18 protein-coding genes are annotated in these 21,495 nt (G+C 33.5%); 9 read left to right on the top strand and 9 right to left on the bottom strand.

The window, feature by feature from the left end; translation table 11 throughout:
• The first annotated feature begins 291 nt into the window (after window positions 1-291).
• Entirely contained in the window at window positions 292-1,017 is a 726-nt protein-coding gene (locus A9G12_RS01610) for a DUF4198 domain-containing protein (protein ID WP_065564132.1), read from the top strand.
• Window positions 1,018-1,140: 123 nt separating this feature from the next.
• Here the strand turns inward: A9G12_RS01610 and uriH are convergent, their stop codons facing one another.
• A complete protein-coding gene (uriH, locus tag A9G12_RS01605) occupies window positions 1,141-2,097 on the bottom strand; it encodes a uridine-preferring nucleoside hydrolase UriH (protein ID WP_065564131.1) in 957 nt (318 codons plus the stop codon).
• Window positions 2,098-2,369: 272 nt separating this feature from the next.
• On the opposite strand from uriH, the gene pntA reads away from it, so the two are divergent.
• On the top strand, window positions 2,370-3,902 hold the full coding sequence (gene pntA / locus A9G12_RS01600; RefSeq protein WP_065564130.1) for a Re/Si-specific NAD(P)(+) transhydrogenase subunit alpha: 1,533 nt from the start codon (window positions 2,370-2,372) through the stop codon (window positions 3,900-3,902).
• A 16-nt stretch (window positions 3,903-3,918) separates the two neighbouring features.
• The gene (gene pntB, locus A9G12_RS01595) at window positions 3,919-5,313 is read left to right on the top strand and encodes a Re/Si-specific NAD(P)(+) transhydrogenase subunit beta (protein WP_065564129.1); all 1,395 of its coding nucleotides are present in this window, start codon (window positions 3,919-3,921) and stop codon (window positions 5,311-5,313) included.
• 64 nt (window positions 5,314-5,377) lie between these two features.
• Here pntB and A9G12_RS01590 read toward each other — a convergent pair whose 3' ends face one another.
• From A9G12_RS01590 to oxyR, 3 genes are all read right to left on the bottom strand, one after another.
• Window positions 5,378-6,415 carry an alpha/beta hydrolase family protein gene (locus A9G12_RS01590; protein WP_065564128.1) on the bottom strand — a complete coding sequence of 346 codons (1,038 nt, stop codon included), beginning with the start codon at window positions 6,413-6,415 and terminating at the stop codon, window positions 5,378-5,380.
• Between the two features lie 189 nt (window positions 6,416-6,604).
• Complete coding sequence (gene fabR, locus A9G12_RS01585) at window positions 6,605-7,249, bottom strand: HTH-type transcriptional repressor FabR (RefSeq protein ID WP_065564127.1); 645 nt, start codon at window positions 7,247-7,249, stop codon at window positions 6,605-6,607.
• Window positions 7,250-7,267: 18 nt separating this feature from the next.
• Entirely contained in the window at window positions 7,268-8,194 is a 927-nt protein-coding gene (gene oxyR, locus A9G12_RS01580; protein ID WP_065564126.1) for a DNA-binding transcriptional regulator OxyR, read from the bottom strand.
• A gap of 458 nt (window positions 8,195-8,652) precedes the next feature.
• Between oxyR and pcnB the strand changes: the two genes are divergently transcribed.
• The 6 genes from pcnB to sppA all read left to right on the top strand — a co-directional run bounded on the left by pcnB (window position 8,653) and on the right by sppA (window position 17,270).
• Window positions 8,653-9,987, top strand: a complete 1,335-nt coding sequence (gene pcnB / locus A9G12_RS01575; protein WP_081299619.1) for a polynucleotide adenylyltransferase PcnB — start codon at window positions 8,653-8,655, stop codon at window positions 9,985-9,987.
• A 75-nt stretch (window positions 9,988-10,062) separates the two neighbouring features.
• Window positions 10,063-12,429: an LPS assembly protein LptD gene (lptD, locus tag A9G12_RS01570; protein WP_065564124.1), complete on the top strand. Its 2,367-nt coding sequence runs from the start codon at window positions 10,063-10,065 to the stop codon at window positions 12,427-12,429.
• A gap of 58 nt (window positions 12,430-12,487) precedes the next feature.
• The gene (gene surA, locus A9G12_RS01565; RefSeq protein WP_065564123.1) at window positions 12,488-13,801 is read left to right on the top strand and encodes a peptidylprolyl isomerase SurA; all 1,314 of its coding nucleotides are present in this window, start codon (window positions 12,488-12,490) and stop codon (window positions 13,799-13,801) included.
• Window positions 13,794-14,591, top strand: coding sequence for a 16S rRNA (adenine(1518)-N(6)/adenine(1519)-N(6))-dimethyltransferase RsmA (gene rsmA, locus A9G12_RS01560; RefSeq protein WP_065564122.1), 798 nt, complete (start codon window positions 13,794-13,796; stop codon window positions 14,589-14,591). The genes surA and rsmA overlap by 8 nt, the downstream gene beginning before the upstream one ends.
• A gap of 4 nt (window positions 14,592-14,595) precedes the next feature.
• Window positions 14,596-15,429 carry a bis(5'-nucleosyl)-tetraphosphatase (symmetrical) ApaH gene (apaH, locus tag A9G12_RS01555; protein WP_065564151.1) on the top strand — a complete coding sequence of 278 codons (834 nt, stop codon included), beginning with the start codon at window positions 14,596-14,598 and terminating at the stop codon, window positions 15,427-15,429.
• Between the two features lie 14 nt (window positions 15,430-15,443).
• Window positions 15,444-17,270, top strand: coding sequence for a signal peptide peptidase SppA (sppA, locus tag A9G12_RS01550; RefSeq protein ID WP_065564121.1), 1,827 nt, complete (start codon window positions 15,444-15,446; stop codon window positions 17,268-17,270).
• A gap of 36 nt (window positions 17,271-17,306) precedes the next feature.
• Here sppA and A9G12_RS01545 read toward each other — a convergent pair whose 3' ends face one another.
• The 5 genes from A9G12_RS01545 to moaC all read right to left on the bottom strand — a co-directional run bounded on the left by A9G12_RS01545 (window position 17,307) and on the right by moaC (window position 21,295).
• Window positions 17,307-19,130, bottom strand: a complete 1,824-nt coding sequence (locus A9G12_RS01545) for a sulfatase-like hydrolase/transferase (protein ID WP_065564120.1) — start codon at window positions 19,128-19,130, stop codon at window positions 17,307-17,309.
• A gap of 181 nt (window positions 19,131-19,311) precedes the next feature.
• Entirely contained in the window at window positions 19,312-20,043 is a 732-nt protein-coding gene (locus A9G12_RS01540; protein ID WP_065564119.1) for a Bax inhibitor-1/YccA family protein, read from the bottom strand.
• Between the two features lie 60 nt (window positions 20,044-20,103).
• Window positions 20,104-20,547 carry a molybdopterin synthase catalytic subunit MoaE gene (moaE, locus tag A9G12_RS01535; protein WP_065564118.1) on the bottom strand — a complete coding sequence of 148 codons (444 nt, stop codon included), beginning with the start codon at window positions 20,545-20,547 and terminating at the stop codon, window positions 20,104-20,106.
• A 6-nt stretch (window positions 20,548-20,553) separates the two neighbouring features.
• A complete protein-coding gene (gene moaD, locus A9G12_RS01530; protein WP_065564150.1) occupies window positions 20,554-20,799 on the bottom strand; it encodes a molybdopterin synthase sulfur carrier subunit in 246 nt (81 codons plus the stop codon).
• Window positions 20,800-20,815: 16 nt separating this feature from the next.
• A complete protein-coding gene (moaC, locus tag A9G12_RS01525) occupies window positions 20,816-21,295 on the bottom strand; it encodes a cyclic pyranopterin monophosphate synthase MoaC (RefSeq protein ID WP_065564117.1) in 480 nt (159 codons plus the stop codon).
• Between the last annotated feature and the right edge of the window lie 200 nt (window positions 21,296-21,495).

The raw sequence follows: 21,495 nt of genomic DNA, 5'->3' as shown, positions 1-21,495 counted from the left end.
TCAAGATTTATTATCAACTATAGGCATATAGTGTTTATATTAAATTATGTTAAAAGCTGCTTTACCTATTTTTAAACAATTGCTAGTAAGTCGTTTTTTTGGTTATCTTGTTTAATGATTATTTGAACCAATTAAATAAATATAGCTATCTATACTTACTCTATCTTTAAAATTATTTTATCTAATTATAGAGATATAAATGATGGTTGATTTTTACGCATATATAGCTTGACAATTTCTCACATGGAATAATAATGATTATCATTATCACACAAACAAGAGGGTGAAAATATGCGTAAAATAGTAGTATTTATATTGACTGGTAGTCTAGTTGGAATGGTTTCACAGACGGTTTCTGCACATGGCATATGGATTGCTAACCGTGTAGATCAAAAACAAATTGTGTTGGGGGAAGGCCCATTAGATAATGGTTATAAATCTGAAAATGTCAAACAAATCAATGCGTATACTAGTGATTGGTCTGCAATTTCAATTCCCCAAAAAGCGCATAGCAATTATGTGACAGTTGAACCAACAGACAAAACATCAGTTGTTACTGTAGTATTTGATTATGGTTATTGGACTAAAAATTCTCAAGGAAAGTATGTCAATTTACCGATGGATAAAGTTGCAGGTGCTACTAATGGTACGCATGCGATCAAATACAGTGTGAATTACCTAACATCAGTTAATCAACCTAAGGTGATCGATAATATTCCACTACAAATAGTACCGAAAGTAGATCCTACTAAATTAAAACGTGGTGATAATTTACCAATCACAGTTTATAAAGATGGAAAACCACTAGCAAATACTCCGGTAATTATTGATGTGGTAAGTAATTTAGATAAAACGACTAAAACCGACGATAAAGGTGAAGCTTCGATCACAATACCAAATCAAGGATTGAATATTATTGGTGTCGAAATCGGTTTTCCAATTAAAGACAGTAAATTAGCTACTCAAGACAAATTCTTCACTACACTGACCTTTACATTAATGCCAGAAGAAGACTAAACAAGTTTACAGTTAACTGTATAATTTCAATAGTGAAAATAAAAACGAGATACAAAAGTCATCTCGTTTTTTAATTAGATAGCCTTGCATAAACTCTAATATATAATGAACAAATCATTAAAATTATATGTTTACTTCTCCAATACGCTGTAAAGCATCGACAATTAAGTCCCAAAAACCAGTATGATCCAATTTGGTTGCCACCTGTGTATGACAGTTTTCATCAGCAGGGAAACGAAAATCAGCAACAGTCATACCTAAAGTAAGAGTACCTGTTAATTCAATATCAACAGGAACTCGTTGAGTTTGAATTAAATCAGGATTAATCACATAAGCTACTGCACAAGGATCATGAACTGGAGGATAAGTAAAACCTTGTGCTTGTTTATACATTTTGCCAAAAAAGTCTAACATTTCTAGTACAAATTTAGCTGGTTTGGTTTTTATTGCCGCTATCTTCTCAATAACTTCGGGGGTAGCTAATGCCTGATGAGTAAGATCTAGTCCTACCATGGTAACAGGCCACTTTTCATTGAATACAATATGAGCAGCTTCCGGATCAATTTTTATATTGAATTCAGCTACAGCACTCCAATTACCAACATGATAACCTCCACCCATTAAAACCACTTCTTTCACTCTTTCAACAATTTTTGGTTCTTTTCTGGCAGCCATGGCGATATTAGTCAAACCACCAGTTGGAACAATAGTTATAGTTTTAGGAGGATGAGACATAACCGTATCAATAATCAAATCAATAGCATGCCTTGGATCTAATTGTAATGTTGGTTGTGGCAAAACAGGACCGTCTAGACCGGAATCACCATGAATATCGGGGGCTATTTCAACATTTCTAACGAGTGGCCTCACTGCACCCGCAGCAAAAGGAACATTGGTAATGTTAGCAATACGAGCAACAGATAAAGCATTACGAGTTACTTTTGCTAATGTTTGATTACCTACTACCGTAGTTACCGCTAATAATTCAATATTAGGATTACCATGAGCTAATAAAATTGCAATCGCATCATCATGACCGGGATCACAATCCAAAATGATTTTTTTAGGTTGATTCGTCATTTTATTTCCCTCTATTATTTTTATTGTTTAGCCATTTTTAACTTAAAAAATTAATGAAATGGCATATTTAATTCATATTAACTCTCTGTTAAGAAAGATGCAAAACATGACTGAAATTTCAGTTTTTATTTAATTAGTTAGAATTGACTTATTATTAAAAATAATAATTAGCTTTCGATAATAAAAAATAAATTACTTACTCGCTCTGTCACTAATTTATGCTAAAATCGTTAAATATTAATAAACTCACTATAACATAAGGATGTAACGCTATGCATATAGGTATACCCAAAGAACGGTTATCCAGTGAAGCTAGAGTTGCGGCAACCCCACAAACCGTTGCACAACTGTTAAAACTTGGTTTTACAGTTTCAGTAGAACAAGGTGCTGGTCATGCTGCTCATTTTGAAGATCAAGCTTTCATTGATGCCGGAGCCACAATTCAAAATACTCATGATATTTGGCAAAATGATCTAATTTTGAAATTTCATGCACCTACAGATGATGAAATAGCTATAATGAAAGAGGGACTAACCCTTATTAGTTATATTTATCCTGCTCAACACAAAGAATTATTGGAAAAACTTGCAGATAAAAATATAACTGTAATGGCTATGGATTGTGTGCCACGTATTTCACGTGCTCAATCACTTGATGCATTAAGCTCAATGTCTAACATTGCTGGTTATCGTTCCGTTATCGAGGCTGCTAACCAATTTGGTCGTTTCTTTACTGGGCAGGTTACTGCTGCGGGTAAAGTACCACCTGCAAAAGTATTAGTAATTGGCGCTGGTGTTGCAGGCCTTGCTGCAATTGGTGCTGCTGTTAGCCTTGGTGCGATTGTTCGTGCCTTTGATACTCGTCCTGAAGTAGCAGAACAAATTAATAGTATGGGCGCTGACTTTTTAGAATTAGATTTTAAAGAAGAAGCTGGTTCTGGTGATGGTTATGCCAAACAAATGTCTGCAGCGTTTATCGAAGCCGAAATGGCACTATTTGCTGAACAAGCCAAAGATGTTGATATCATTATTACTACAGCTTTAATTCCAGGAAAACCTGCACCAAAACTTATTTCGAAAGAAATGGTTGAATCGATGAAACCTGGAAGTGTTATTGTTGATTTAGCTGCTTTAACTGGTGGTAACTGTGAATTAACAAAACCGGGGGAAGTTTTCGAAACTGACAATAACGTAAAAATTGTGGGTTATACTGATTTAGCAAATCGCATGCCAGCTCAAGCTTCACAACTTTATGGCACAAATATTGTTAACTTATTAAAACTTCTTGCTAAAGAAAAAGATGGCAATATTGATATTAACTTTGAAGATGTTGTGATTCGTGGTGTAACAGTAGTTAAAGACAAAGAAATCACCTGGCCGGCTCCACCAATTCAAGTTTCGGCACAACCACAAAAAGAAGTCGCTGCACCAATAGTTAAGGCTGAACCAAAACCAATGGATCCACGTAAAAAGTTTGGTATTTTAGCATTAATTATGATTGCCTACTTCTGGTTAGCTAATTCTGTGCCAGAAAGTTTTTTAGGACACTTCACAGTATTTGCTTTATCTTGTGTAGTTGGATATTACGTAGTATGGAACGTTACTCATTCGCTTCATACACCACTAATGTCAGTTACCAATGCGATTTCCGGTATTATATTAGTCGGGGCAATATTACAAATCAGTGATGATAATGGTTTAACAACAGCAATCGCTTTTGTTGCTATTTTAATTGCTAGTATAAATATTTTTGGTGGATTCTTTGTTACCCAAAGAATGCTGAAAATGTTCCAACGTGGCAAATAAGAGGAGATCATAAATAATGTTAAGTAATGGAATCATTCAAGCAGCTTATGTGATTGCTGCCTTACTCTTTATTTTTAGCTTACGTGGACTTTCAAACCAAGAATCAGCAAAATCAGGTAATATTTACGGCATGATTGGTATGGCAATTGCTCTTATCGCAGCAATTGCTAGTATCCGTGGAGGATTACACTGGATCATTATTGCGATGATTATTGGCGCTGCAATTGGTTTATATCTAGCTAAAAAAGTAGAAATGACCCAAATGCCAGAACTAGTTGCACTACTTCACAGTTTTGTGGGGATGGCGGCAGTTCTTGTTGGCTTTAATAGTTTTTTAGATCCGCATATATCATCTTTCCCACCTAGTGAACTTACCGTACATTTAGTTGAAATTTTTGTGGGGATATTTATCGGTGCAGTAACCTTCTCTGGTTCTGTGGTCGCATTTGGTAAATTAAATGGTCGAATCAGTTCAAAGCCTTTATCAATCCCGTACAAACATTACTGGAACTTAGCTGCTATCGTTGTTTCAATCATATTAATGTTCACTTTTATCAAAGTAGAATCCGGTACTGGTGCACTGATTAGTTTACTAGTTATGACCATAATTGCATTGGTGTTCGGTTTTCATCTGGTAGCATCAATTGGTGGCGCTGATATGCCAGTGGTTATTTCAATGTTGAACTCTTATTCAGGTTGGGCCGCTGCCGCCGCTGGTTTCATGCTAGGCAACGATCTATTAATTGTTACCGGTGCATTAGTTGGTTCTTCAGGGGCGATTCTTTCTTATATTATGTGTAAAGCGATGAATCGTTCATTTATTAGTGTTATCGCAGGTGGTTTCGGTAGTGATGGTAGTTCCGCAAGCTCATCTGATGAAGAACAAGGTGAATATCGTGAAATCCAACCCGCCGAAGTTGCGCAAACATTGAAAGAAGCTCGTTCGGTAATTATTGTTCCTGGTTACGGAATGGCTGTTGCGCAAGCTCAAGGTGCAGTTAGCAATATTACGGAAAAACTTCGCTCTATGGACATTGAAGTAAGATTTGGTATTCACCCTGTTGCAGGACGTTTACCTGGTCATATGAATGTATTATTAGCTGAAGCCAAAGTACCTTATGATATCGTATTAGAAATGGATGAAATTAATGATGACTTCCCTGATACTGATGTTGTATGGGTTATTGGTGCCAATGATACAGTAAATCCAGCCGCAGAAGAAGATCCTAACAGTCCGATTGCAGGAATGCCGGTGCTCGAAGTTTGGAAAGCCAAAACAGTTATTATTTCTAAACGTTCAATGAATACTGGTTATGCTGGCGTACAAAATCCACTATTCTTTAAAGAAAATAGCTATATGCTATTTGGTGATGCCAAAGATAGTGTTGAAAAAGTGTTACAAAACTTATAATAGCGAAAACACTATATTAAACTACAAATTACTGCGGCTTTTGTCGCAGTAATTATATACAACGCTAATTTATATTACTCATCGTTGTTGTAGACAAAAAGCCAATAATAAGATAACTAAGTTCACGATGAATTTCAGTTCTTTCCCGATCACCGCCATCTTGACAAATAATTCCTTCCCCTTTGCTTTCTTTATTTAATAAATCGACTGCTCCCACCTTACACTCTTGCATAAAGCTAAAATGTAGAGCATCAGGGATCACAACATAAGTCGACAATGGTTTGGTAAGAAATTGTTGTAAATAGCCAGATTCTAGTTCAACAGCCATATCGCCAACATCAATCCCTGCGCCAATAACTAAAGAAGGAATATCAATTTTTTGCAAACTTTCAGCTGTAAATCCTCTAACTAACCCGGCATCTAAAGTAATAATAGCTTTTATACGAGGGTCTATCATACTCATATTTAATTCAGGGTTATCCAATCCAAGATCAGCTACCAATTGACATGCCTTTAAATTCGAATGAGTCATACAATCTTGCTTAAATTGTGCTGTATTAAACTTACCACCAGCAAGTGCAATGACTGTCCATCCACCAAGAGAATGCCCAATAGCTGAAATTCTATTCATGTCGATACGATTTACAAAATCCTTATCTATAATTATAGTATCAATAGTCCTACTTAAATCTCTTGGCCGTTGCCGTAACTGAGTGGCTTGTTTTATATCTCGATTTAAAAAAGTGGTACCTGGATGATTAGGGGCAGCCACAATATATCCTTGACGAGATAATTCATAAGCTAGCCAACTTAAATTACGCCAACTACCGCCATAACCATGAGAAATAACAATTAATGGATTACCATTCTTCTTTAACAAAGGTTTTCCATTTAATATTACTTTAGGTCCATAAAAAACCACATTCTCACCTATAGCTACTATTTTTCCTTCATTTTTGACAGGATACCAGACAGCAATGTTTAAAGGTCGACTACCTTCTTTATCTAAATTAATTTCTTTAAAACCAACATTGAAAGATGCATAAGCAACCAGAGGGAAACATAAGACTAAGGTGTTAAACAGCAAAAGCAATTTAATCATGTGATTAATTCCATTCTAAACAAAAAGCTTTACCCTAACTGGATAATTGAAAATAGCCATACAAATAAGCATAACAATTACTTTGGATAAATCATACTAAATAAATTCATGGTGATAAGTGTATAAAACTAATTTTGTAAAGATGTTTCAGGAGAGATAAACGCTTGAGTATAAAAATAAAATAAAAGACTAATGGTTTTCTTGTTTAATTTTTTCTTTACGATAAAGATAATATGCACCTCTGGATACCATTCGCAATTGAAAAATAAGGTCTTCAATTAATTTTTGGCGTTTGATTTCATCAAAATCTATAGCTTCTGCCCCTGCATTAAAAGCAATAGTTACCATCGCTTCAGCTTGAGCTTCATTATAGCGATGAGGCATTTCATTGGCATTATCTAAATAATCAACTAGCTCTACAATAAAGTGTTGAATTTCTCGAGCAATAGCTGAACGAAAAGCGGATGAAGTTCCAGCTTTTTCACGCAATAACAGCAGAAATACTTTAGGATTTTTATCAATAAATTCAATAAACGTTGTTACAGAAGTTTGTAAAACACTACCACCTTTTTCTATTCGTTTACGGGCTTGGCGCAATAATTGACGGAGTGTTAAACCACTTTCATCAACCATAGCTAAACCTAATTCGTCCATATCACGAAAATGTCGATAAAATGAGGTAGCAGCAATACCCGCTTCACGCGCAACTTCACGTAAACTTAGACTAGCAAAACCTTGCTCAGCATTGAGCTGGTTAAAGGCAGCCTCGATCAAAGTCCGCCGTGTTTTTTCCTTTTGCTGAGCTCGTACACCATTGGTTTTATTATTTTTCATTTTCGAACTTAAATCTACTTAACTACTACTTTTTAATAATTTTTCTTTTTCAGAAAATACTTTAGGCATATGATCGCGAATAGTTTTAGCAATTGTCTCATAACGTGAACGCAATGGAGATCCCGGACGGTAAATAAGAGCAATGCTACGCGTCGGCACTGGATCGGTACAGGGAATATAACAAATATTATCCCGAGTACGTTCATTTGGTGCAGCCAACTCTGGAAACAGAGTAATACCTCTGCCAGCAGCAATCATACTACGTAAGGTCTCGAGACTGGTAGCTTTAAACTGTTTATCTTCATCAATACCCACTTGAAAACAATACCCCATAGCATGTTCACGCAAACAATGACCATCTTCTAGCATTAAAAACTTTTGCCCTTTTAAGCTTGATAGTTTAACTGTTTTCTTATGAGCTAATTCGTCACTAGCCGGTACAGCCAAAAACATTGGCTCATTAAACAAAGGTAATTCAATAAATTGTGACGTTTCTTTAACTTGGGCAATAATAGCACAATCAAGTTTACCACTTTCAAGTTGTGCCACAATATTGGCAGTTTGCGCCTCATGTAAATAAAGTTCAAGCTGTGGAAAAGACTCATGTAACACGGTAATAACATGTGGTAAAAGATAAGGTGCAATAGTCGGAATTAATCCAATATGCATCGGTCCTGACATCTCTTCACCTTGACGACTAGCCATTTCTTTAAGAATCTGAATATTACGCAAAATCTCCTTTGATTGCTCAACTAGCATCATACCTGTTTGCGTAAATAGCACTTTCCTACTAGTTCTTTCAAGTAGCATAACGCCCAACTCATCTTCTAATTTTCTTATTTGCCCACTTAATGTTGGTTGACTTACATTACAAGCATCAGCAGCTTTACGAAAATGGCGAAATTCAGCTAACGAAACAAAATATTCTAAATCACGAATATTCATAATGTCCCCAAGTAATTATTAGTTAATGGTGTTTACCAATTACTATGATAGATAGTTCAACTTAGTCTAGCAATTAAACTTAAATAAAGCTTTATTAAAACAATATAATCTATTGTTTTAATAAACTATTTTATTCTATCAATGATTAATTAAAAAACCGTTTTAAATATAGATTTAATGAATCTTAAACAACTTATAAAACGGCGCCAACTTGAACAAGATAAAGTTATATTATTAAATATGGGTATTACCAATTGTACATATTAAATATGTTATCTACTATTGTTGATAATTATAAAGAAAAAATCAAATAGAATATTATAATAACAATAGAAAAATTCTAATGTTCTAGAACATTAAAACACCATTCATAAGAAATTTGGAAAGTTAGTAGTAATTGCGCTATAATCGCGCGCTATATTTTGTTATTAAGTTCGTAATACTTACTGAGGTGTGCTATTTTTAAGCAAGTTTCACGCTTTTATCGAAAAATATTTCGTCAAGAAGAATTTCAATCAATTGATTATGTATCTATTCCACGTAATGAACATAACATTTCAAGAAAAGATATAAGTGAAAATGCATTAAAAGTTCTTCATCGATTGAACAAACAAGGCTATGAAGCTTATTTAGTTGGCGGTTGTATCAGAGATCTATTATTAGGTAAGAAACCTAAAGATTTTGACGTTACAACTAATGCAACTCCTGAACAAATACAAAAAATTTTTCGTAACTGCCGATTAGTAGGAAGACGTTTTCGCCTTGCACATATTATGTTTGGCAAAGAAATTATCGAAGTTGCTACTTTTCGCGGAACCCATGATAACTTAGAAGCACCAACCAACATTGCAAAGCGCTCACAGTCAGGTATGCTACTACGTGATAACGTTTATGGCACCATTGAACAAGATGCTTTGCGCCGTGATTTCACTATGAATGCGCTTTATTATAATATTAAAGATTTTTCTTTACGTGATTATTGTGGTGGTTTGAATGATCTGAGACAAGGGATAATTCGCTTAATCGGTGAACCCAAAATACGTTATCAAGAAGATCCTGTTAGGATGCTAAGAACCGTTCGTTTTTCAGCCAAGTTAAATATGAAGATCGAACCAGCTACTGCAAAACCTATTAAAGAATTAGCCCCATTATTAAAAAATATTCCAGCAGCTCGGTTATTTGATGAAGTAATTAAACTATTACAAAGTGGAAATGGCTATGCTACTTACGTTTTACTAAAGCAATATCATCTTTTTGAACAACTTTTTCCTAGTATTAATCGCTTGTTTACACCAAATAGCAATAGTAATTTAGAAAAAATTATTGAACAAGCCTTAAAAAATACTGACTATCGCATTGCTAATAACCAACGAGTAAATCCAGCATTTTTGTTTGCTGCCTTTTTTTGGTATCCAATCATTGAACAAACCCAACTTACATGTGTTGAAAGTGGTTTGCAATTTCATGATTCTTTTTCAATGGCAATTAACGAAACATTAAATGAACAATGTCGAATTATCGCTATTCCAAGACGATTAACTACGGTAATGGGAGACATTTGGCGTTTACAATTACGTATGAAAAAACGAGAAGGCAAACGAGCCTTCGCTATTTTAGAACATCCTAAGTTTCGAGCCGCTTACGATCTTCTTGAGATGCGTTCAGCGATTGAAAAAGGTGAACTATTAGATTTAGCAAAATGGTGGCATGAATTTCAATCGGTTAGTGTTGAAAAACGCATATCCATGGTTAAACAACTAAATAAAACAAGCAGACGTAGGGTTAAACGTTAATTTTTCATTCGCACTTTTACAAATAACCGCTATAATGCTTCAATCAAAATAATCACGATTACCTTTTGAACATTGATGAAAAAATTAACGCCATCATTTATAGCTATAGCCATTACCTGCACATTGTATAACAATAGCAGCTATGCTATAAACCTACCTAAAGCTGAAAGCAATAATCCTCAATGTCTTATTGATGTCCCTATATTTGATCGTCCTTTAGTCAATGGTGATATCAACACTTTACCTGTTGAAGCCGAATCCAACCAATTTGAAGCTTTTTATCCTAATACTGCTATTTATCAAGGTAATGTTTTAATCGAGCAAGGTAACCGTACCGTTAAAGCAGATAAGGTAACTATTGATACTCAAGATAAAAATTATCGAACAGCCAAACTCGAAGGGAATATTACTTATCAAGACAATCTGATTAAGATGAAAGGTAATAATGCTCTAATAAATCTTAATAATAATGACACTAATATGACTCCGGGTGAATATCACTTAGTCGATAGACTTGGTCGTGGTGATGCTGATGAGATGAAACTCGAAAACAATAGATATGTTATTTTAAAAAATGGTAGTTATACTTCTTGCCCTATAAATGATAGTACTTGGAACATTAAAGGAACTACCGTTATCCATGATAGAGATGAACAGTTACTTGAAGTCTGGAATGCAGTTTTTCGTATAGGCAAAGTACCTGTTTTGTATTCACCTTATTTACAATTACCAACAGGTGATAAACGTCGTTCAGGACTATTAATACCTAATTTTAGTTATGATAGCGTTGATGGTATAGATTTTTCGTTACCCATCTATTGGAATATAGCACCTAATTACGATGCCACATTTACTCCAAGAGTATTACAACAACGAGGTATACAGTTACAAACTGAATTTCGCTATTTAAATGAAATTGGCTTAGGCACATTAGCATTTGATTGGTTACAACATGATGCCCAGTACGGTGAGGATAGAGATAAAAAATTAAATGGAAATAATTATGATAACAACCAGCATCGATGGTTATTCCATTGGGAAGAATTCCAATTAATTAATTACAACTGGCGCTTTTATGCTAATACGACCAGAGTGAGTGATAATCAATATTCAAATGACTTAGATTCTCAGTATGCATCAGAAACTGATGGTTACTTAACCCAGTTTTACCAAGCTGGTTATAATAATGAAAATTGGGATGTTACTTTAGGTTATCGCCACTTTCAACCTTTATATACGGGAGGGAAAGATGACCTGTACCAAACCCAACCTCAATTAGATATACATTATTATAATTATGACATGGGGCCATTAAAATTTAAGACTTTTTCGCAAATATCTCATTTTATTACTTCCGGAAATAAAAAACCTAGAGCATGGCGTTCCCATATAGAGCCTACGCTTAATTATACACTAAACAACTCTTGGGCTTCAGTAACTACTGAAGCTGGTTTAATGGCAACCCATTATAATCAAGATAATATAAAAAAACATAATGAATCAATTACAAATAATGATAAAAATAAGTTAGATCGCAATGTTAACCGATTTATACCAAAGTTTAGTATTGACGGCAAAGTTGTTTTTGAACGTGATATGCCTTTCATCGAGGGTTATACTCAAACATTAGAACCACGGGTAAAATATACTTATATTCCTTATCGAAATCAATCCAATATTGGCAGCTATGATTCAACTTTACTACAATTTGATTATACTGGTTTATTTAGAGATCAACCCTATAGTGGTTTAGATCGTATTGCTTCGACAAACAATTTAGCTGCGGGTGTTACCACTCGATTATATGATGACAATAAACTTGAAAAATTTAATTTTTCCATTGGACAAATTACTTATTTTACCAAATCAAAAACCAGCGAACATAATAATGAACTAGATAAAAATTCTGATACAGGCAGTATAACTTGGGCTACAGATAGTTTTTGGCAAGTAAGCGATGATTTGATTTTCCGTAGTGGAGTACAATATGATACTCGCATTAATACTATTTCGTTAGCAAATACGATTTTTGAATATCGTCCTTCGAGTGAAAAATTACTACAGCTCTCTTATCGTTATGCTAATCATAATTATATAGATACGGTTTCAAATAGTAATACATATTACAAACAGGATATCTCGCAAGCCGGAGTTATGACTACTTGGCCACTTTCTCAGACTGTTAACGCTGTGGGTTCTTACTATTATGATGTTAAATTAGGCCAAACAGCTGACGGTTTTGTTGGTTTGCATTATAGTGATTGCTGTTGGGGAATGACGGTCCAATATGGCAGAAAATTAACTGACTGGGATCGTAATGAAAGTAAATATGAAAATAAATTTTCAGTAAATTTTGAATTACAAGGATTAGGTCGTACAAGTGATGCCAAAGCTAAAATGCTAAGTTTTGGCAAGTTACCTTATACAACCGCATTTGAATAAAAACATAACTAATTTATTACAGTAATAACACTGTAACAACAAAATGAGTTGAATTAACATGAAATTATTAAAACTAATTATCGCATTAAACTTAAGTATTAGTATTGGACTTATTTCTTCTTTATCTGCCAATGCAGCACCAAAAGTTATTGAGCAAGTTGCTGCTGTCGTCAATAACAATGTTATTTTAGAAAGTGACGTTAATGATATGTTGAAAACAATCAAAGCTAGCACTGCTGCTAAAAATCTGCCAGACGATAAGGTGTTGCGCAAGCAAATTATAGATCGCTTGATAATTGAGAATTTAATTTTACAAAGAGCGGCTAAAGCTAAAATCACAATAAGTGATGATGAAGTAACTAATACCATTTCTAACATTGCTGCAGAAAATGGTATGTCTATTGATGAATTAAGAAGTAAATTATCCACTATGGGGATTAGTTATAGTTCTTATCGAGAACGCATCCATAATGATATGTTGATGGAGCAAGCTAGACTTGATGCGGTACGACCTAGAATTAAAATTTCTGATAAAGAAATCGAAAATTTGGCTAAAACTATTACACAACAACCAACAAATAATATTGATGTCAACATTAGCCATATTTTAATTGCCATTCCAGAAAAAGCATCCAAACAACAAATTGATACCGCCACCAGTAAAGCAAACGAAATTGTTAATCGAGCTCAAAAAGGTGAAAGCTTTGCTAAATTAGCCACTTCTTATTCCAATGATGATCGTGCTTTAAAAGGTGGTAGCATGGGTTGGCATAAATTAAATGAATTACCTACTATCTTTGAAGAACGATTAATTCGAGCCCCTAAAGGAAGTATTATTGGTCCAATTCGTTCTGGTGTTGGTTTCCATATTATTAAAGTTGATGATACTCGTTCTGAGGCACCTAAAACTATTACGGCTCAAGAAGTTAATGCTCGCCATATCTTAATTAAAACAAATGTCTTAGTTACTGACCAAATAGCTAAACAGAAGTTAAATGATCTCCGTAAATCAATTATGAGTGGAGCCATAACCTTTGAAGCTGCTGCAAAAGCTAATTCTGAAGATCCTGGTTCTAAGGATAATGGAGGGAATCTTGGTTGGAATCTACCAGATCGTTACGATAGTGCATTTAAAAATGCCTTATTACAGTTAAAAAAAGGTGAGATTAGTCAACCAATTAAGTCATCATTTGGTTGGCATCTTATCCAATTAATCGACAGTAAACAAACTGATCGTACTAATTTAGCTAAGAAAGAACAAGCTTACCGACTTATTTTTAATCGCAAATTTACTGAGGAAGCCCAAGTTTGGGTTCAGGAAATAAAAGGTGACGCTTATATTAAAATTGTAGGCGAAGACAAAAATGAGTAATCGTGTTCATCAAGGGCACTTTGCTCGTAAACGATTTGGACAAAATTTTTTACATGATGAGTTTATTATTGAAAGCATTGTAGCAGCTATACAGCCTAAGGCAGAACAAGCTTTGGTCGAAATCGGACCTGGGCTTGCTGCTTTAACAATACCTGTCAGTAAATGTGTAGAGCATTTGTCGGTTATTGAAATTGATCGTGATTTAGCTAGTCGGCTCCTTGAAAATCCATTATTAAATCATAAAATCACAGTTATAGAACAAGATGCCTTAACATATGATTTTAATCAGTTATATACTCAGCATGGTAAATCTTTAAGAGTATTTGGTAATTTACCTTATAATATTTCAACACCGCTGATGTTCCATCTTTTTAAGTTTGCCGATAAGATTGCAGATATGCACTTTATGTTACAAAAAGAAGTTGTCACTCGTCTAGTCGCAGCACCCAATAGTAAAGATTATGGAAGACTTAGCGTAATGGCTCAATATTATTGCCAAATTATTCCTGTATTAGAAGTACCACCAACGTCTTTTAAACCAGCTCCTAAAGTGGATTCAGCCGTAGTTAAACTTATTCCATATAAGAATAAGCCTTATATTGTGAATGATATTAAAATACTTTCCCGTTTAACAACAGAAGCATTTAATCAACGCCGTAAAACTATTCGTAATAGTTTGAGCAATATGTTCACTATTGAACAACTAACAGAGTTAAATATTGATCCTAATTTACGTGCTGAGAATCTAACTGTGGAACAATATTGTCTACTTGCAAATGCATGGAAATAATAATATGGCGAACTTACTAATTGGCGATATCCATGGTTGTTATGATGAATTTATGCGACTACTTGAAAAAGTAAAATTTTCATCATCCGATACATTATGGTTAACTGGAGATCTTGTTGCGAGAGGACCTAACTCACTTGATGTTTTGCGATTTGTTAAAAGCAATAATGATCAAATTCGTTTAGTATTAGGCAATCATGACCTTCATTTATTGTCAATTTATGCTAAGGTTACCCCCCCCCAAAAAAAAGATAATCTTACTAGTGTATTAGCTGCCCATGACTATGATGAGTTAATGAATTGGTTACGTAAACAACCATTAATTCAAATAGATGAACAACTAAAGCTCATTATGACGCATGCTGGGATTTCACCTCAATGGGATCTTGAAACGCTAAAAAAGTGTGCCTATGATCTAAATGTAGTTCTATCTAGTGATTCCTACCCTCTTTTCCTTGACAAAATGTATGGCAACTTTCCTGATGAATGGTCAACAGAATTGCAAGGTTTTGAGCGTTTACGTTATATCGCCAATGCCTTAACACGTATGCGTTTTTGTTATGGTGATGGCAGACTTGATTTCTATTATAAAAAATTACCAGATCAAGTACCAAGCAAACTTAAACCTTGGTTTTTATTACCAAGTAAAATTCCATCCGAATATAGCATTGCTTTTGGTCACTGGGCAGCTTTGAATGGTAAAGGTACTCCTGAGCATGTTTATGCTCTTGACACAGGGTGTTGTTGGGGAGGTAAATTAACCTGCTTACGTTTTGAAGACAAAAAATATTTCAAAAAAAGAAATATAGAAGCCAAGAAATTAAATAAATCACTATAAAAAGGTCATTTATTATGTCTATTCTCTCTGTAATTAAATCAATTTGGAAAGTTATCAACTTAATTAGAGAAATCTTCCTTAATCTTATTTTTTTAATAATAATCATTTTGGTTATCAGTGGTATCACATTTGTAAAAGAAATTCAAAAAAAGGAAACCGTTCCACAAAAAGGAGCGCTAGTATTAGATATTGAAGGCGTAATTGTTGATAATACACCTTATTCTGATGATTTTTATACTTTACAGAATAAAATACGTGGAACTAAGATAAATACTTCGCGTGAAAATAGTCTATTTATATTAACGCAAAAGATAGCTCAAGCCACCAATGATCCTAACATTAACAGTATTATCCTAAAGCTTGATAACTTTGTGGGTACTGATATGACTTCACTACAATATATTGGTAAATATTTATCTAAGTTCAGTGACGCTAAAAAACCTATATATGCCATTGGTTCAAATTTCAATCAGAGTCAATATTATTTAGCAAGTTATGCTGATAAAATTTATTTAAATCCCCAAGGTGCAATTAATGTATATGGCTTGTCAGCTAATAACTTGTACTATAAAACATTACTTGATAATTTAAAAGTCAATACTCACATTTTCAGAGTTGGAACCTATAAATCAGCAGTAGAACCTTTTATACGCGATAACATGTCTCAAGAAGCAAAAAGCAATACCTCTCGCTGGCTGACATTAATGTGGGACAATTATCTCAATGATATTGCAATTCAGAGAAAACATGCTGCTACACAACTAGTCCCTTCTACAGATATTATGTTATCAGAGCTGAAAAATGTAAATGGAAGCATGTCTCAATATGCTTTATCAAATGGCTTAATTGATGTTATATCTTCTAATTATGAATTTGAACTTGATTTAATTTCTCCTAATAAAGTTAGCATATACGATTATCAACTTAGCCAGGGAAATGAACAATCTGAGAAGAATAAATCTAAACCTGTGATAGCAGTAGTTTTTATTAATGGTACTCTAACAGAATCTGAAGATAATAATAAAAATAACAAAATTGCTGATAGTAGGGATATTATTGAACAACTCCAAAAAATTCGTAACAATTTACTTGTTGAAGCAATCGTATTACGTGTTAACAGTCCCGGAGGAAGTGTTGAAGCATCTGAGGCAATTCGGCAAGAACTTGAAGCCATACGAGCTCAACATATTCCAGTGGTAGTTTCAATGGGTGAAATGGCTGCTTCCGGTGGTTATTGGATCTCAACCGAATCTGATTATATTATAGCTAATCCAAATACTATTACCGGTTCTATCGGTATTTTTGGCATTATTCCAACATTTGAAAAATCATTATCTAGTATCGGTATTTATAGTGACGGAGTTGCCACATCTCCGCTATCCAATATTAGCCTTGTTCAAGATTTACCTCAGGAAGTAAATCAGCTAATTCAAATTAATATTGAAAATGGTTATAACACATTTATTTCACTGGTTGCCAAGGCACGTAATATGACAACAGAACAAGTTGATAAAATTGGACAAGGACAAGTTTGGTTAGGTACAGAAGCAAGTAAAAATGGTTTAGTCGATAAATTAGGGGATATTGATGATGCTATTGAAATTGCAGCAACATTAGCTAATTTATCTGATTATCAAATTGATTGGCAAAAACATGATGATAATTGGTTTGATGCATTTTATTCAGATATATCTACGGTATTACCACGATCAGTTGCTGAAATTTTATTCGAACAAATGCCGGAAGTAAAACAATTACGGCATCAAGTATCTTTATGGGATAAATTTCACGACGCTCAAAATCGTTATGTTTACTGTTTGAATTGTGCTGATGTTCGTTAATAAAATAAATATCCGCCATTATTGGCGGATTTATGGTTATTTTTTAAAGAAATATCGCATATTATTCATCGCTGATTGGATATATTCATAATTAGGTATACTATCAATCTCATGATTATGTGAATCCATATAATGGCTAATGCCTAAACGGTTAACAAAATAAATATTATCCATAGTTCGAATTGCATAAGAACTATAATTTGACATTAACAACCAATTACGGTCAACTATTGGATTAAAAAGATCATAGCCAGTTGAATAATCATTTATGTCATTTTTTACATTTAAAAAATGTTTCATGAGTGAAGGCACGACATCCTCATGACTAGTTAGTTGATTAGCATTAATTCTAAGATTATCTAATTCTTTCCCACCTATAATTATAAAAGGGACTTTGGTTTGAGCATCGGTATAATTACCATTGTGTCCCCAAAAACCGAGTTTATTATCGTTCATTTCTTGCCCATGATCGCCGGTGATTACTATTAATGTGTTATCTAAAGTATCAGAAGCTTTCAGCTCATCGTAAATATTTTGTAATAAATAATCATCATAATAAACACTTTGTTTATAACGATTAAAAATTGGCTCTGGATCTGTATCATTGTCAAGCGTCATATAATTAATATCACTAATAGGTCTAAATTTGACCGAAAAGTCTTTTGGAAAATCATATGCATGTGGTGCATCATAAAATAAAAAAGAAAATGTTGGTTCAGCTTTATTACGTTTGTTATACCATTGTAACCAATCATTTGTTATTTGCTTATCTCTGCTAGCAGCTGGCCCATCATCACTACTAATCCGCAAATTTTCAATGGTTAAAAAGGCAGTACGATCAAACTCAGGAGCTGAGACTTTCGCTGAAGTAAATATACCAATATTGTAATTTTTTTGTTGCAAAGTTGTGATGAATAACGATGGAATACTGTTACGCAAAAATGCATCCCAATAAGTACCTGGAATCCCATAAAACAAGCCAAAAATACCAGTTCTTGTTGCATTACCAGTTGAGTAATGATTATTAAAAACCACCCCATTATTTTGTTGTGCAAAATGATAGGTATTAGGAGATACTTGCTCATTAAAAGTATCATAACGCCAAGAATCTAACACAATAAACATAATATTGGGTGGCATTTTATTATCAGGATTAATAATTAACTTAGTGTGTGGGTAAAAAATACTAGCATGTTGGTTATCCTTCTGATAAAGAACTTTATGTTGTCCTTGTTTATCAAAAAAGCTCATTATTTCTTTGGAAGTAAATGGACGGTAAAGCGGAATATATTCTTTCACAACCATAATTGGGGCGTAAGCATAATAAAATGCCACCATATGCACTAAATGGCTCATTAGTAATGAACTTCCTAGAAATATCACCGATATAATGACAAGACAGGAACGTCGATGATATGGCTTTTTTCTAGCAATTAACTTATCGAGGAAACATAAAATACCATATTCAATTCCGCATACTATCAGCAAGAGTCCAAACATTAAAAAATAAGTTATTAATGAAAAATCAACCACTTGCCCAGATAAAATTAGCGATATAACAGATTGATTAATGTGAAAACGATACTGCTCAAATACTATTGTATCAATGTATAATGCAATTTGTAATAAACCAAAAATAACTGCTACAACTAGATGTTTAATGCATTTTCGAAAGCGAAGCAATGGAATACATATAAAAAAAACTAATAAATATAATAAAAAATATTGACCTAAAACAGCAAATACTGAAAATAAGCTACCAACCCAAGTAAATGAAGCTCCAGGTACACTAAAATAACGTATTGTTATAAATGATGAAATGAAGATATTGATCAGAACAAAATAATATAATTTTTTCATAGTAATTCACTAATAAATAAGTCCTAGATTCTATAATCTTCAAATAATACAGTATTTTATACTCCAAAACCGTATTTTTCTGAAAGTTTTTAACAAACTAACACTACATCAATAAATTACTAATGAAATATTAACAAAAAAGGACTCATTTAAGAGTCCTTTATATATTTAAGAAGTTAACTTATCGACGATCAGCAAAAACTCTTAATAACATTATAAATAAATTAATAAAATCAAGGTAAAGAGTTAAGGAACCTAGAATAACAAAACGTCTAAACACATTTTGATCATCTTGAGGTAAATGTTCACCTAATTCTTTCAGTTTTTGAGTATCATAAGCCGTTAAACCTGCAAATACAAACACGCCAATATAAGTAATTGCCCACATTAATGGTGCACTATGCATAAACATATTAACGAGAGAAGCGATAACAATACCAACTAATCCCATAAATAAAAAACGCCCAAAAGCGGATAAATCGCGTTTAGTGGTATAACCATAGAAAGCCAGTGTTGCAAACATCCCTGCAGTAATAAAAAATACGCTAACAATGGACGAACTTGTATATGCAATAAAAATAGAACTTAATGTTAAACCGCTTAAAACGGAATATAACATAAACATGGTTGTTGCTGCACTTCCAGATAAACGATTAATCATTCCTGATAGAGCAAAAACTAAACCAAGTTCAGCTATTATTAAAATCCATGAAAGAACAGAAAGTGAATAATATCCTCTATAATCAATAACAAACAACAATTGTTGCATTGCTTCGCTGGATGAAGCATACCATGCAACTAATGCAGTTAAAAGCAAACCAACAGTCATCCAACCATAAACATGACTCATATATGTTTGAATACGACTACCAGATTGTTCAATAATTGAACCGTTAGGCGAGTAATTAGCCATTCATTACCTCTCACAAAATAAATTATATAATATATTCTATATTATAAGCTTAAATAGGGATCAATACCATTTTTTCAAGGCCTCAGCATCAGATTTTTTCGCTTTGACCCAATATTCCCCTTGATCCGTTCGTTCTTTTTTCCAAAATGGGGCTTCATTTTTCAATAAATCCATAATAAATTCAGTTGCAGCGAAAGAATCTGTTCTATGAGCACTACTAACGCCTACAAAAACAATCTTCTCACCAGCATTAATTTCACCAACTCTATGAATAACAGCTACTCTATTTATTTGCCATTTTGATCTAGCCTGATTAACTATTTTAGCTAAAACTTTTTCAGTCATACCAGAGTAGTGTTCTAAATAAAGGCTTGTGATTTGATTATCAAGTGAACGGACCTTACCAATAAAAGTAACCACGGCGCCATCTTGAGGGGTTTCCGATAACCAATCAAACAAACTATCAATAGCAATTGGTTGGTCAGTAACCTGTATAATATTCATAGTATCTCAACCACCTGTTACTGGAGGGAAAAAAGCGATTTCATCACCATCTTCAATAATATAATCAACATCAACTAATATTTGATTAATGGCACATAAAGCCACATTTTCTTTTAATGTTAATGCCCATTTATCTCCGCGCAGGCTTAACTGGTCTAAAAGATTAGCAACTGACAAATTACTAGCATCAAGTTTAATACTTTCAACACCGATTAATTCTCGAATCTGAGCAAAAAAAATAATTTTATTCATTTTATTATCTATATTATTATTCAGCAACAAAACTACCTGATTTACCACCTGTTTTACTCAATAATCTAACTTGAGTAATTACCATATCCTTTTGGACAGCTTTGCACATATCATAAATAGTTAAAGCCGCAACTGATGCAGCAACTAATGCTTCCATTTCAACACCGGTTTGACCATTTACTCGGCATATAGATTCAATCCTAACACGATTATTGTCAGTATCAGCTACAATATTTATTTCAACTTTAGTAAGCAATAAAGGATGGCATAAAGGAATAAGTTCCCACGTTTTTTTAGCTGCTTGAATACCAGCAATCCGTGCAGTAGCAAAAACATCACCTTTAAAATGTTTACCTGCAATAATTATATTAAGCGTTTCATCATCCATTAACACAAAAGACTCTGCTTTTGCTTCTCTTGTTGTTATTAGTTTCTCAGAAACATCAACCATATGGGCATCCCCATATTGATTAATATGAGACAATGACTGTGACATAAATCATAACCTTTACACATAACTTATCTGTATTTGTTACAAGATAACAAAATTTGAAAATGCTTACCACCTTTCCATTGTATGGATTATAACTAAAATAATATGAAATAATTTTATTCAAATGCAAAATATAGTTTTATATCAAAGTAATCATTCTAGCAGTATAAAAAATAGTAAATCAGTTGGCCTAGATTTTGCGA

It is taken from the genome of Gilliamella sp. wkB112 (assembly GCF_001690685.1).
In the GTDB taxonomy this organism is placed as follows: domain Bacteria; phylum Pseudomonadota; class Gammaproteobacteria; order Enterobacterales; family Orbaceae; genus Gilliamella; species Gilliamella apicola_J.
The sequence above is the reverse complement of the archived record's forward strand: the minus strand, read 5'-3'. Positions and strand labels throughout refer to the sequence as shown.